We start from the raw sequence: 13459 nt of genomic DNA, 5'->3' as shown, positions 1-13459 counted from the left end.
GCCTTCGCTATTGCTGCTCCCAGCGGCAAAAAACAGGCCCGTAAAAGCACACCTCATAGCTCTGACGGGGCCGCTCTTTCTGAAGACCGCTCTTTTTGCGGTGCTGCCCTGGTTTATTGCGATGGTGCTGGCCCAGAGCGGCCCCACCTACACGGTGCAGCGCGGCGATACCCTGTACTCCATTGCCAAACGCCACGATACCACCGTGGAAATTCTCATGCGGCTCAACAGTCTGAGCGATGCTACCCTGAGTGTGGGCCAGGTGCTGCAACTGCCGCCTCGAGTGGTGCAGCACACCGTACAGCGGGGGGATACGCTCTTTTCTATTGCCCGGCGCTACGGCTCTACAGTGCAGGCCATCCAGCAAGAAAACGACCTCGAGGGCACCAGCCTTTCGCCCGGCCAGGTGCTCCGGATTCCCCAGGTGAGCGTGGCGGCTCCCAGCAACCCACCTGCCGCTACGCCCAACCCGCCCCCAGCCAACCCCAATCCTGCCCCACCCGCGGGCTCTTCGGCCAATCTGGTTAACTCGAGCCCACTGCCCAGTCCCACCCCACCTCAGCCGCCAGCTTCCCCCCAGCCTGCACCCGAACCCGCCCCACAGCCCCAGCCCAGCCCGCCCGCCGACACCGACTACGACCCCACCCACCCCCTGATTCTGGTGGTGCTCAAATACCTGGGGCTGCCCTATGTGTTTGGGGCCAACTCCGACCGCGCGGTGGACTGTTCAGCCTTTGTACAGCAGGTTTTTGCCGAGGTGGGCATCAAACTGCCCCGCACCAGCCGCGAGCAGTGGGGGGCCTTCAGCACCGTACAGGGCGCGATGCGCCAGGGCGACCTGGTGTTTTTTAGTTTTGGGGGCCGCCAGATTGACCACGTGGGCATCTACCTGGGCCGGGGCGTGTTCGCCCACGCCAATAGCTATGGTAGCCGGGTGGTGATCGAAAGCCTGGACAGCCCTTTCTACAAGCGGGTCTATCGCGGGGCCAAGCGGGTGGAGGCCCTGCAGGCGGTTCGCCCCTAGTGGTTTGGTAAGTTAAAGATTGATATGCAGCGAAGTTCCCAAAATGAAGCGCTCAAAGCAACTCCCAGATATTAGGGGAGCCAAATCCATCCCAGGAATTAGGTTACCGGAGCACTAGCACCAGATTCAAAAAATAAATAGAGCTCGGGTTTGGGCATCGGATCGGCACGAACAGCCACCTAGGCTTGTGGGAAAGATCCGCGACAAGCACTGTCGCACTCAACCCCCACACTGACAGGCGTGGAAAACAACCACGGCATTCCAAGTATCCCTGTTGGCATCGGCAAAAAGACCCTTGGCTGGTTGAAAGGAGGCATCGTACTGGCGCTGGCCCTGCTGGCCCTGGCAGTGCAACCGCACTTGGGAACGGTTGGGCAGCCGGTCTCTGTGCTAGTCGCAGGAGATGGGCCAAAGTGCTGTGCAGGCGGCTAGTATAGGCCAGCGAAAAACCTAGCGGGAGAGGCTACACGGCCTTTCCCAATTTTTTATCATGAGCGTGTGTACAGCCAAGATGTCCAGGGTCTTCGAAGCAGCATAGGTGCCTTGCTCGAGCACCATCCAGACAAGCTGGCCCAGGTGCTGGCGCACAGGGTGGGTGAGGCCGATGGTTACGCGGCTGCGAAAAACCTAGTGAGAGAGGTTTTTGCGCTGTTGACCCCTGCTTTCTTAAGACAACACCCCGAGGTGGCCGCGCTGTATGCGCGCACCCTTTGCAGTGCCCGAATGCACCAGCCCCTGCTCGAGCTCTCCGACACCCTCCATCCTGCTCCGGCCAGGGTGCAGTTGTTTCGCAGTTGGGCTCTTTTGCGTACCCAGCGTACCCCGGAGGCGCTGGCCCTATTGGAAGACATAAAAAGCGAGTTGGAGGCAGAGGATCGGGGATGGTGGCTGCGTTTTAGGGCCGATGCCCTGGCTTATTTGAACCAGCCCGGCTGGATGGAGGTTTTTAGACAAGCCCGGCAATGCCTGCGTGGAGGCGCGCTGGGCCGCTGCTTGATGGACTGGGGGAACCATCATTTCCGGTTGGGTGAGCCTGGCCTAGCTCGAGGCTTGTGGGCAGAGGCGCTGGCCCACCTCACCCACGATCCGTACTACCTGGCCTGGCTGCACCACAGCCTGGGGATCACCGTCCTACATTCCCAGCCATCAGAGGCCGAGCGCCACCTGCTGCAAGCGGTGGAATTGAGCAAAAGCAAGGAAGCAGAGGAGTTTCGCGCCAGGGCGCTTTGTGGCCTGGGGGCGGTGCGCCGGGTCTTGGGGGAATGGGATCGGGCCCTGTTCAGCTACCAGCAGGCTGCCAGGGTCGCGGTCGAACCCGACGACCTACAAGAAGCCTACTGGGGCATGGGCTATACCCATCGCCTGAGTGGCAAGCCCGCCGAAGCGATGGGCTGCTTCTGGCAGGCCCACGCTGCCGAACCAGCCGATACCCTGTACATAGACATTGCCATTGTTCATCTAATGCTGGGTAACCGCAGCGGAGCCGAGGCTGCGCTGAGCCAGGCCCTCCAGATAGCCGGGCGCGACGCGATGAGAGCTCAGTTGGCACGGGCCGAACTGGCCCGTCAGCAGCGGCAGTTGGCTACCCTCGAGGCGATTTTGCCGACTCTGGACTGGTCTCAGCCCTGGCTGCAAGAGGAACGCTACTGCTTGCCGGCCTTATTTGCCGAGGCGCAGCGCAGGGGACTTCTCAAGCTGCGCAGGCGCAGAAGCCGACCCCTGGCGGTCGAGGTTCGTGCGGCAGGCCTTTTGCGGGTCTGGGTGAACAAGCGGGAAATTCCCCTGGCCCCCACCAGCCGAGCGGCGGAGGTTTTGGTCTTGCTGCTCGAGCATGGCGGAGAGGTCACCCTCGACCAACTGATGGACAAGCTCTACCCCCAGAAGTTGAACCGCAGGAAGGCCAGCCAGGCCCTCTGGCCCCACCTCGAGCGCTTGCGCGAGGCCCTGGGCTGGGAAAAGAGCGTGGAGGCGCAGGGTGGAACCTATCGTCTAGACCCTCGGGTGCAGTGGCGCTATGACCTGCATCTGCCCGGTACGAAAAAGAACCTATTCCTGGAAGGAATCTACACCAACTGGGTGCAGGCCCGCCGCGAGGAGTTAACCGAGTAGTCCACCGGGTTCGTTTTACATGAGTGTATTGATATCAGTTTTTCTGAGCACAAACGATTCTTTTCTCTCATTTCGACACCCCTTCGACGCTGGATTTATAAGCTACAAATCTATTGAGCTGAGGCTATATGAGTCGCGAACCCCGTCGGGTCAGTGCCGATCACAAGAAGTCACTTCGCTTGATGGAAGCCCGCGACCTGCTGGCGGCCAAGCCCTACACGGCCCAGGAGCTGGCCCAGGTGTTGGGGGTGGACAAGCGTACGGCCCTGCGTTATCTGCTCGAGGATTTGCAAGCCATCGAGGTGGCTAAAAAGGGTCGTTCACCCCAGTATCAGTTGCTGCAAAGCCACGAGCTGAGCCCGGTGGAGGCGCTGGTCACGCACAGCGCCTTGCGGATGCTCTACCACCACACCCCCGGCTACGAGCCCACCTACCTATCGGCCCTCAAAAAACTGGCCCGGCGGCTGCCCTCCTCGGCCCAGGAGCTGGCGCTCAAGAGCACCGAAGACCTCGAGCGCCGCACCCTCCAACATCAAGACGAGGGGTTCGCCATGGCCGTGGTGGCCCAAGCCTGGTTCAAACGCCAGCGCATCGAGTTCGACTACCTCAAGCCCGGTGGCTCGGGCAGGCCGCGCAAAAATGTGCTCGAGGTCTACTTCCTCGAGGTCTCCCGCACCAACCTGGGCATGTATGTGATTGGGCTCGAGCGCGGCTACCACCGGGCCCTGCGCACCTACAAGCTGAGCCGGATGCGGCGGGTGCGGGCGGTGGGCGAGCCGGGGGCCTACACCATTCCTGACAGCTTCGATCCCCGCCACTACCTCTCCAATGCCTGGGGGGTGGTGGGTAGCAGCGGCGGCGTGCCGGTAGAGGTTCGGCTTCGCTTCCGCCCTGAGGCCGCCTACCGCATCCTGGAGGGCGGCTACCCCAACCTGCGCATTGCCTCGAGGCTCCCCGACGGGGGCCTCGAGGTTTGTATTACCGTGGGTACCAACAACGACAACTTCCCCCTGGAGCTTCTGTCCTGGGTGCAGAGCTGGGGGCCTCGGGTGGAGGTGCTGGAGCCGGAAAGCCTGCGGCAGCGGTGGCTTTTGGAGGCAAAAGAAGTAGCAGGAAAAGGAGAATGAACATGGCCAACATACCCAAGGAAGTACTGGTTCAAAAAGCCCCTAGCAACCTAAGCCCGGATGACTGCTTAATCTTCGAGCAAAGCTTTCAACGCAAGGCCAAGAGCACCGGGGTGGCCTATTTGCTGTGGTTCTTTTTCGATTTGCACTACGCCTACCTCGGACAATGGGGAATGCAGCCACTTTACTGGCTAACCTTTGGCGGGATGCTGTTCTGGGCCCTGATAGACTTATTTCGCATCCCAGGCTTGGTGGATGGTGTGAACCGCAACATAGCCTTACAGACCCTACACGACCTTGAGGTGGTGGGCTCTTTAGGCTAAGCTGGAGTTGGAGATGCCTGAGTTTGACCTGCCAGTGAGCTTGCTGCGCGTTGGCCTGCGGGCCGAGCAGCCCATCCGCCTCCCTGCCTTTGCGGGCAGCAAGCTAGAGGGAGCCTTTGGCCGCACCCTTTACCAGATCGCTTGCACCCGCCGTGATCTAAAGACCTGTGCTACTTGCCCGTTGCGCTCGGTCTGCCCATACGCGGCGCTCTACGCTCCGACCCTACCTGCACACCTGGAAGTGGACTCGCTGGAGAGCCCTCCGCGCCCGCTGGTTTTCGAGACCCACCTGGGCCAAGAGCGCCTGATCGCCCCCGGTGAAGCCTTCGAGTTTGGTTTGCGAATCGCGGGCCGGGCCGCCAAGCACCTGCCCTATATGGTGGCCGCGATACGCCAGATGGGCGAAGCTGGGATCGGGCTGACGCGGGGCCGCTTTGAGCTGACCGAGGTACACAGCATTCATCCCTACACCGGCGAGACCCGGCTGCTTAGTAGCGCCGACAGCCCGGTGGTGCGCCTCGAGACCTTCACCCTGAATGCCGCCGGTTTGCCTCCATTGCCTGAGGGCCGCCTGACCCTGCACCTCGAGACCTTTACCCACATTCGCAGTGGCGGAAAAGCAGTGGACAACCTTCAGTTTCCTGTGCTAATACGAGCCTTGCAGCGCAGGGTAAGCAACCTCGAGCAGCTATATGGTGGCGGGAAGAGTTTGGGTAGTAATTTTGGCGAGTTGCCCTTACTAGCCCGAACAGTGGATGTCGTGGAGCAAAAAACCCGACACGCCGCACAGGCTCGCAGTGGAAAAGGTAAATACCCCGTGTTTATGAACGGCCTGGTGGGCAGCGTGACCTACAGCGGGGATTTACGGCCCTTCGCAACGCTGCTACGGTTTGGTGAACTGGTTGGAGTGGGGAAATGGGCGCACTTTGGGGCGGGAAGATATCGGATTAGGGGAGGGGTATGAGCTACAACAGAAACAAACCTATTGGGTTGTGTTGGACGGGCCACCCATTGGTTGATATGGGTGTTGCCGGCCTGACTGTGTTTGCCGAAAAGCGCAATCCCGCGGAAGTGACTGGAGCTGACCTGGAGGATTTTGTGGAATGGGCGAAGGACGCCTACTTTACCAAAGAGATGACGGGTTGGATCGCGGTTGCCTTTACCAGCAACTTCATCAACCCCAGCTTCGAGCCGGAAAGAAAGCGCGAGGTTGCTAAGAAAATCCTTGAGAGCTTCAAAAACCCAAATACCCTTAAAGCGCTTGGGTGCAGCTACTTCCGACGCCCAGCCCAGCAATTGGTCGCCCGCGATTTCGTGCCGATGCTCACTGGGCGCGAGCCATCGAACTTCTTTCCTGACGGGCAGCCTCAACTGCCCATCAGTGGACTGGGAATCACTACGTTGCAAGGTCTCTCGCTGGCCTCTCCGTTGGTTGGCGGGCGGCTGATGGTGGTGGCTGCTGACGACCCCAGGCTATTGTTACTTTTAGTGAAGTGTTGGCAGCCAGAGATTCGCAAACGGGTACAGCTCTCGAAGTCTTCTGGGGAAAAATGCTCAGGTTGGAGTGGGCCACGTTCGCGGTTAATTGAAAAGATTGTTGAGATTGAGCAACTTCGTGAAAACAACCAAGACCCTGACCTTGAGTATACCGGTAGTGTCACCATCTACTACGCTAGTAACAGCGGTCAGGGGCCTGAGCTAACCATTTATACCCTTGAGCTGCCCGCCCTAGCCTTTGTACGAAAGGCCCAAGGCATTAGGCACCGTGAGGCCTGGAACCGACTGGTTTCGAGTGCTTGGCAAGAGGTTAAGGATAAGGATAAGGATCCTCGGTATGCGAGGCGCAATGATGTCTATGAAGCGGTATTCGACTTGCCTCAAGACGCCGCAAGGTTCGTTCGACGCTTTTTTTGGAAACCCGTTGTTGACCAACTTAAAGGTGCGAAGCCAGTTGAGGGGAAAAGACGAGCCAAAAAATCAAAAAGTGAAACCACCGCAGCGAATGCTGCATCTACTCGACGTCCCGCAACTTTGTGGGGTTTGCTCGAGTTGTTTCTAAGGGAGGTTTTAGGTATGGAGCAGAGTCGTATTCAAGCCATTCGAGCCCTAGCCGACCGTCTAGCAGATGCGGTCAAGGATGATAACGATCGTCGCTTGTTTCGGCGCATTTATACCGCCCGAAAACCCTTTGAGGTTCGACAACTCTTGATTCAGATGGGGATGCGACGGCTAAAGGAGGGTCTTGAACCTGCTGTAAGGTTCGATGAATTTTTGGAAATTTTTGAGGAGGGCGATGAGTTGGCTCGAGCTGATTTCAGCCTGGCCTGGGATTTGACTCGGATTCGCTTCATTGAAGCCTTGTTTGACCAGCAGTGGTTTGATAGCAACAAGGAAGTACTTGAAGATATACCAGAAGAAGAAGAGGAGGAATAAACATGGCCTTTATCGCTGGAACCCTACTACTGGATGCACCTGCTTCCGCCCTTAACAACTCCAATCGTGCCTTCGATGCCGACTATGACAACGAAGTAGGTGTGAAGCTAATTCGTACTAAAGAAGGGGCCCTGCCCTACGTGTCGGCACAATCTTTTAGGTTTTGGTTGCGCAGCACCCTCGAGCAACAACCCGACTGGGCGGCTCATACTGCACCTATTTTCCGCGAGAACAAAGTGGCTTATACCGATGCCAACCCGCTTAGGTATTGGGATGACGATCTTTTTGGTTATATGCGGGCCGAGTCTAAAAAGACCACTGCGAAGGAGGCCAGGACTGAGGATGCCTCCCGCGCTAGTGAGACTGAAACCCAGACCAGCATTACCCGTACATCGCCTTTTCGCATGAGTACTTTGGTTTCCATTGCCCCCGTGAACATCGTCAAGGATTTTGGCACCATGAGCCGCCACGAGGGCAACCCTGTGCCGCACGCCCACCAGTTTTATCGGGCTACGCTCAAGGGTCTTTTTTCCCTTGATTTGAACCGGGCAGGCACCTTTAGCTACCGTGATCAGAGCGGATCACGCAACCTTGACGAAGTGCGGATTCAGGCTGCCAAAGACGAAGGGTTGCACCATGATGAAAAGAACAAAGAATTCCGCCTGCCAACAGATGAACGAGCAAAACGTATCGCAGGCCTTCTCAAGGGCCTAGCCCACCTCGAGGGTGGGGCCAAGCAGGCTATTCACTACACCGATGTAACACCCGTAGTTGTAATGACGGCTGTGTTCAAAGGTGGAAACAATCCGCTGCATTACGTGGTTGGGGCTGACGAGAAGGGCCGTCCGAAGGTTCAGGTTGAAGCCCTAAAAGAAGCCTTGCAGGTCTGGCGCGACTGTTTGCTGAGCGATTTGTATGTGGGTTGGGTACAGGGTTTCTACGATGAGCAACGGGTTAGGCTTGAGGCTACCTTTTAGGGGAGTATCCCGAGCCCGATTCCTTTCGCTTCGCCTATGTATTTACCCATCAAGGTAGTGTAGATGACTTTGAGCACACCTGGCTAGTAAAAGCCGACCGCAGCGCTAGGGGATGGAAGCACCCAGCCAATATCAGTGCGAACCTCAGCCCGACCGTTCGAGAGCTGTTCTTTTCCCCGCGCCTTACGCTTTACCTGCAAACACCCAACCTCGAGACTTGGCGCAGGGCCTTCCTCGAGCCGCGCTATCCGGTGTTGCTGGGTCGCTCACAAGACCTCGCTAGTTACCGCAGCGTGGAGGTGATAGACCTCGAGCAACGCGACACCGGCTATTACGAGCACACTTTGCTGCCATGGTCGTACCGTCCCAGGGTACAGGTTGGTCAGGGCATTCTGATGCCGCGCTGGATAAACCCTGTTAATCGCCGTGAGGTGCGCTGGGCCAGGTATGTAATCCTTAATAGCCGCCTGTTTCATCCCAACCCAAGACAGCAGGAATCTATTAGCGGGGTGATCACGGTGAGCGGAGCCAGCGAGGTTCTTTGGGTAGATCCTACCAGCCCTGTCCACAGTGAACGCCAGCGTATCCTGGTCTGGCACAGCCTGTTGGGTGAGGAGAGTGAGTCCCTTGAACCCAGCGCAGCCCTTTGAACCACTGGCTAAGAGCGCTCGACTAGGTTTTGAGGGAAAGCCCGAGACCCTGGAACAGCACACCCAACGGGTGGTAGAGCGTTTGGCAGGACTTGCTAGTCGTACGCCGCACTTATCGCAAATAGCGGGCCTGCCCGACTTCTGGCATATCGCGTTTTGGTCTGCGGTGATCCATGACTTTGGCAAAGCTGCCAGCGGCTTCCAGGCACGACTCAATGGCGGCGGTCAGAAATATCTACACCGCCACGAGGTGCTTTCGCTGGCCTTCTTGCCCTGGGTTGCCGAGCCGAACGAGGCTCGATTGATCGCGCTTGGGGTGATCTCACACCACCGGGATAGCGAGGTCATCAAAACCTTGTATCAGGACTCGAGCGGCGTGGAGTTACTGACTGAGTTTGAGCCCCGAGCCATTGAGTGGTTGAAAGACTGGATCGAGCGTGTCCCCAATGACTGGGTAGACCACTATGACTTGGCCCGGCTTGGTGTGCAGAAGAAGACTTTTCAGATAGACCTCAAACAGTTTCCTAAGCAGGCAGCGGAGGCAATTGAAAAGGGTATCAAGCTTTACGCTAACATTCATCGCCTTGATGAGCCCTATCCCCATGAGCCGGGTTTTGCCCAGCTCCAGGCCGAGCGCCGCTTGCATATCCTGCTGCGCGGGATTATTACCCAGTCCGACCGGATGGCAAGCGCCCGCGCCCCTATCCCCTCGGTTCTGTGGTTACCCTGCCTTGAGCAACTCATCGCGCGGAAAAACAAGGAAGCTGAGCCAAGAGGGCATCAGAAAGCTGCTCGGATCGAAGGCAATCTTATTTTTAACGCCCCCACTGGAAGCGGTAAAACGGAAGCCGCCTTGGGATGGGCCGCGGTACAACAAACCCAGGCCCCCAGGCGGCTCATTTACGCGTTGCCCTACCAAGCCAGTCTGAATGCCATGAAAGATCGGCTTGAGCGCGACCTTAGGCCAGAAGGCGGCGTCGCTATTTTGCACAGCCGAGCTTTACAGGTGCTGTACCGCCAGCACAAAGAAGGGGTCGAAGATCTCGAGGAGCTAGCACAAAACGTGCGTCGCCAGAATGACTTTAACCGGTTACACCAGCCTGCCGTGGCGGTACTGACCCCCTACCAGGTACTCAAGGCTATGTACCGAATTGCAGGCTATGAGGGCCTGCTGACCATGCTGGCAGGCTCGTGCCTTGTCCTCGATGAAATCCACGCCTATGAGCCAACCCGCTTGGGCATGTTACTGGCAGTCACCGAGACCCTGTGCCGCGACTTTGACGTGCGGGTGTGTGCAATGACAGCCACCATGCCAGCCTGGCTAAGAGAGGAACTCGAGCGCTGTCTGGGTGTGAAGGCCTTGCCGCCCGACCCGGAGCTTTTCCGGGCTTTCAGGCGACATCGGCTTGAGCTGCTCGACAAGGATATCGAAAGCTTAGAGGCTCAGAAACGGATTGTGAATGAGCTGCGTGCAGGCCGCAGCGTTCTGGTGGCCTGTAACACGGTGAAAAAAGCGCAGGCGGTTTGGCAAAGCCTTAAGACGCAGCTTCCCCCCGAGAAGGTTTTACTGCTGCATAGTCGCTTCACGGGACGAGACCGTCTCGCCAAAGAGCAGGATATTCAGGCCCGCCTCGATGCCAATCGAGATACCCAAGACCCCATTGTGGTTGTGGCGACCCAGGTTATTGAGGTCTCGCTTGAGCTGGACTTTGACTGCATCTTCAGCGAGCCTGCACCCCTCGAGGCCTTAGTGCAGCGCTTCGGGCGGGTCAACCGCAGAGGTAAGAAGGGCGAGAACGGCATTGTACCAGTTACTGTCTTGACCCAACCTCGAGATGGCCAGCGGATCTACGACAATGAGCTCGTGCAACGGGGATTAGAACAACTCGAGGCCAATGTAGGTACTGAGTTTGACGACCTGGAGGTATCAAGTTGGCTCGACAATGTGTATAACGAGACGCTCTTGAAGGTTTTCCGTGATAAAGTGCAGCGCAGCGCAAAGGAATTCAGAGCGGTTGCTGTAAATACCCTCAAAGCTTTTGCCCGAGATGAGACCCTTGAGCACAAGTTTGACGACCTGTTTGACGGCATTCAGGTATTGCCAAAGTGCTTTCAGCAGGAGTATGAGGATACCCTGAAATATTCCCCTATTGAGGCATGTAGCCTGCTGGTGAACGCCCCACGCTGGATTACGGCGGGACTGTGGAAGCACGTGCATTGGAGCGAGACCCTAAAACTCTTTATTGCTGACCTGCCGTACAGTGCAGAACTCGGGATGGAGTGGAAGGCTCCCGAAGTACGAGAAGACACCTGGGGGCAATTGGACGACTAACGACTAAGGATGAGCAATGAACCTGATCATCGAAGAGCGTGGCACCTTCATTGGCCTCAAGTCGGAGCGCTTACAGTTCCGTGTGGAAGGGCAACCCTTGCGTGAGGTAGCCCTGCGCGACCTCGAGACCCTTTCCATCGTCTCCAGTGCGGTTAGCATCTCGGTGGAAGCCATCCGGGCCTGCGCCAAATTTGGCGTACAGATTGACCTACTGGACGGCCAGGGCGACCCCTATGCCAAGATCACCAGCCCCTACCTTGTGGGTACAGTTACTACCCGTCGTGCCCAAATGCTGGCCTACACCACCCCTAAAGGCCTGGAGGTGGCCCGCCACGCGGTGCGCGTGCGGCTGCGCAACCAGGTTAACTTGCTGCGCTACTTTGGCAAGTACCGCCGCGAAGCCGACCCCGCTGCTTATGCTGCCATCGAGGAGGCCCTGCCGTTGCTGCAAACCTTCGAGGCAGAACTCGACGCCATTCAGGCCCCCAACGTGGATGCTGCCCGCGACCTGCTTTTGAGCGTGGAGGGCCGTGGTGGGGTTGTGTACTGGGGCGCGATAGCAGCTTTGCTGCCCCAAGACCTCAACTTTCCAGGCCGTCTGGGGCGCGGGGCCACCGATCCAGTAAATGCCTGCCTCAACTATGGCTATGGCATCCTTTACTCACAGGCCTCGGGCGCACTCTCGACGGCGGGCCTCGAGCCTTTCGCGGGTTTTCTGCACACCGACCGTCCGGGTAAGCCCAGCCTGGTGCTGGACTTTGTTGAAGGCTTTAGGGCCGCTGTGGTGGATCGTGCCATTATTGCTGCCCTTGGGCGAGGCTGGCGACCGGAGTTCGAGAAGGGCAAGCTCCAGCCCTCTTCACGTAAGCGCTTGGCCGAGGCGGTGCTCAACCGCTTGGATGCCAGGGATACCCATAAGGGCAAACGCTTCCGGCTTAAGAGCATTATGGTGGCCCAAGCTCGCAGTCTGGCCTTATTTCTGCGAGATGAGGGAGATTACCCAGTCTACGTAGCGAGTTGGTGAACCATGCTGATCCAAGATCCGCGCAAACCAGGTAAGCCCGTTCTGGTGCTTTATGACATTACCGACGACCGCATTAGAACCAAGGTAAGCGATGCCTGCAAGGACTATGGACTGGATCGGATTCAGTTTAGCGCCTATAGCGGCAGGCTAACCCGGGCAGCAAGGGAAGAGCTGGAAATACGCTTGGATAAGACCTTGGGCGACCACAGCGGGGCCATCACAGTGATTCAGCTAGAACAAAGCCAGTTCGAGGGAGCTTGGAAGAAGGTAAACCCGTGATCACCCCTGTTGAATTGAGGCAGTACCACTATTGTCCACGCGTCGTATTTTATGAACGTTGTACTCCGGTTTATCGACGTGAGACCCGGCGTATGCAATATGGGCGTGAGGCGCACGACGTCGAAGTGGCACTTGAAAAGCAGAGGAGTCTCCAGCGCTATGGTTTGCACCAAGGACAGCGAGAATTTGCTGTGCATATGTCTAGCGAGGCGCTCGAGCTCACCGGTATTGCCGATTTGGTGGTGATAGTTGGAGCAGAGAGTTACCCGGTGGAGTTCAAGGACAGCACCCGCGAACCCGACCTAGGGCATCGGATGCAGTTGTGTGCCTACGGATTGCTGCTCGAGGCCACCCGTCAAACCAAAAGCCCCAAAGGGTTTTGGCATAGCACCCGCACCCGTGAGACTTTTGAAATAGAGTTTGATACCCGACTCCGTAAAAGAACCCTACAAGCCATCCGAGAAATTAAGGCATTCATCAAAGCTGAGCGCTGCCCTGACCCCACGCCGCAAGTGGCCAAGTGTTTCGAGTGCGAGCTGAAGAACTTCTGTGGCGACGTTTTTTAGTCGCAAATCACTCGACCCCACCAAAATCACACCTATTTGCGAACTCGTATCCGGCGAGATTTGGGCGCAATTTTGCTTGCCTTAGAGAAGACTATTCTCAAGCGAAAGCGCCAGTGTCCTGCCAGACAGCTCATCTCGCTCGCAAACCGGAATAAAATTGGCGCCAGTTTTTATTTGCGAGAAGCTGTTGCTTGTATAATGACGTTGCGTTCCAATCACGCAAAAGCACATTGACAACTAGAATGTGAAGCGGAAAAACCCGCGTATTGATCGCTCAAGAAATGCTGTCCTCGAGCGATAGAGGACTGAAATTTGGCCTAGGCCTTGGCCTTTTGGCCTTGGCTATAGCAAGAAATGCTGTCCTCGAGCGATAGAGGACTGAAATCTACTACGAAATCTATAGTAGGGGCTAGGGGCTACAAGAAATGCTGTCCTCGAGCGATAGAGGACTGAAATAGGTCAATCTTGCTGGCCGTTCCCGCGCCGTCGTTGCAAGAAATGCTGTCCTCGAGCGATAGAGGACTGAAATAGACATATGGTAATCGTATGTCTAGGAAGGAAGGAACAAGAAATGCTGTCCTCGAGCGATAGAGGACTGAAATTGCTAGCTGGTGC

General features: G+C 57.3%; 12 protein-coding genes and 1 CRISPR repeat array. All 12 genes read left to right on the top strand.

Annotation, left to right across the window (positions count from 1 at the left end; all coding sequences use genetic code 11):
- The first annotated feature begins 121 nt into the window (after positions 1–121).
- The 12 genes from WKI89_RS10635 (at position 122) to cas4 (ending at position 12844) form a co-directional block, all read left to right on the top strand.
- Positions 122–1024, top strand: coding sequence for a LysM peptidoglycan-binding domain-containing protein (locus tag WKI89_RS10635; protein WP_337869560.1), 903 nt, complete (start codon positions 122–124; stop codon positions 1022–1024).
- A gap of 498 nt (positions 1025–1522) precedes the next feature.
- The gene (locus tag WKI89_RS10630) at positions 1523–3133 is read left to right on the top strand and encodes a DNA-binding protein (protein WP_337869466.1); all 1611 of its coding nucleotides are present in this window, start codon (positions 1523–1525) and stop codon (positions 3131–3133) included.
- A 128-nt stretch (positions 3134–3261) separates the two neighbouring features.
- Positions 3262–4260 (top strand): WYL domain-containing protein, encoded by a 999-nt coding sequence (locus WKI89_RS10625; RefSeq protein ID WP_337869464.1) that lies wholly within the window; start codon positions 3262–3264, stop codon positions 4258–4260.
- A 2-nt stretch (positions 4261–4262) separates the two neighbouring features.
- Entirely contained in the window at positions 4263–4583 is a 321-nt protein-coding gene (locus tag WKI89_RS10620) for a TM2 domain-containing protein (RefSeq protein ID WP_337869462.1), read from the top strand.
- A 13-nt stretch (positions 4584–4596) separates the two neighbouring features.
- Entirely contained in the window at positions 4597–5547 is a 951-nt protein-coding gene (gene cas6 / locus WKI89_RS10615) for a CRISPR system precrRNA processing endoribonuclease RAMP protein Cas6 (RefSeq protein ID WP_337869461.1), read from the top strand.
- Positions 5544–7016 (top strand): hypothetical protein, encoded by a 1473-nt coding sequence (locus WKI89_RS10610; RefSeq protein WP_337869460.1) that lies wholly within the window; start codon positions 5544–5546, stop codon positions 7014–7016. The genes cas6 and WKI89_RS10610 overlap by 4 nt, the downstream gene beginning before the upstream one ends.
- A 2-nt stretch (positions 7017–7018) precedes the next feature.
- Entirely contained in the window at positions 7019–7993 is a 975-nt protein-coding gene (cas7i, locus tag WKI89_RS10605; protein WP_337869459.1) for a type I-B CRISPR-associated protein Cas7/Cst2/DevR, read from the top strand.
- A gap of 251 nt (positions 7994–8244) precedes the next feature.
- A complete protein-coding gene (locus WKI89_RS10600) occupies positions 8245–8643 on the top strand; it encodes a hypothetical protein (protein ID WP_337869457.1) in 399 nt (132 codons plus the stop codon).
- Positions 8621–10975, top strand: a complete 2355-nt coding sequence (cas3, locus tag WKI89_RS10595) for a CRISPR-associated helicase Cas3' (RefSeq protein ID WP_337869455.1) — start codon at positions 8621–8623, stop codon at positions 10973–10975. Before WKI89_RS10600 ends, cas3 begins: the two co-directional genes overlap by 23 nt.
- A gap of 16 nt (positions 10976–10991) precedes the next feature.
- Positions 10992–11999: a CRISPR-associated endonuclease Cas1 gene (gene cas1 / locus WKI89_RS10590; protein ID WP_337869453.1), complete on the top strand. Its 1008-nt coding sequence runs from the start codon at positions 10992–10994 to the stop codon at positions 11997–11999.
- Positions 12000–12002: 3 nt separating this feature from the next.
- The gene (gene cas2 / locus WKI89_RS10585; RefSeq protein ID WP_337869451.1) at positions 12003–12278 is read left to right on the top strand and encodes a CRISPR-associated endonuclease Cas2; all 276 of its coding nucleotides are present in this window, start codon (positions 12003–12005) and stop codon (positions 12276–12278) included.
- A complete protein-coding gene (gene cas4 / locus WKI89_RS10580) occupies positions 12275–12844 on the top strand; it encodes a CRISPR-associated protein Cas4 (RefSeq protein WP_337869559.1) in 570 nt (189 codons plus the stop codon). Before cas2 ends, cas4 begins: the two co-directional genes overlap by 4 nt.
- Positions 12845–13119: 275 nt before the next feature.
- A CRISPR array of direct repeats spans positions 13120–13446; the repeat unit is 37 nt; unit sequence CAAGAAATGCTGTCCTCGAGCGATAGAGGACTGAAAT.
- Between the last annotated feature and the right edge of the window lie 13 nt (positions 13447–13459).

The sequence above is a fragment of the Meiothermus sp. genome, from assembly GCF_037443965.1.
Taxonomy (GTDB): Bacteria; Deinococcota; Deinococci; order Deinococcales; family Thermaceae; genus Meiothermus.
The sequence above is the reverse complement of the archived record's forward strand: the minus strand, read 5'-3'. Positions and strand labels throughout refer to the sequence as shown.

Bases quoted from the DNA above. Each gene is read 5' to 3' on its own strand.
- WKI89_RS10610 (WP_337869460.1), top strand. From the start codon at position 5,544: ATGAGCTACAACAGAAACAAACCTATTGGGTTGTGTTGGACGGGCCAC.
- WKI89_RS10625 (WP_337869464.1), top strand. From the start codon at position 3,262: ATGAGTCGCGAACCCCGTCGGGTCAGTGCCGATCACAAGAAGTCACTT.
- WKI89_RS10620 (WP_337869462.1), top strand. From the start codon at position 4,263: ATGGCCAACATACCCAAGGAAGTACTGGTTCAAAAAGCCCCTAGCAAC.
- cas1 (WP_337869453.1), top strand. From the start codon at position 10,992: ATGAACCTGATCATCGAAGAGCGTGGCACCTTCATTGGCCTCAAGTCG.
- cas7i (WP_337869459.1), top strand. From the start codon at position 7,019: ATGGCCTTTATCGCTGGAACCCTACTACTGGATGCACCTGCTTCCGCC.
- WKI89_RS10635 (WP_337869560.1), top strand. From the start codon at position 122: ATGGTGCTGGCCCAGAGCGGCCCCACCTACACGGTGCAGCGCGGCGAT.
- cas6 (WP_337869461.1), top strand. From the start codon at position 4,597: ATGCCTGAGTTTGACCTGCCAGTGAGCTTGCTGCGCGTTGGCCTGCGG.
- cas2 (WP_337869451.1), top strand. From the start codon at position 12,003: ATGCTGATCCAAGATCCGCGCAAACCAGGTAAGCCCGTTCTGGTGCTT.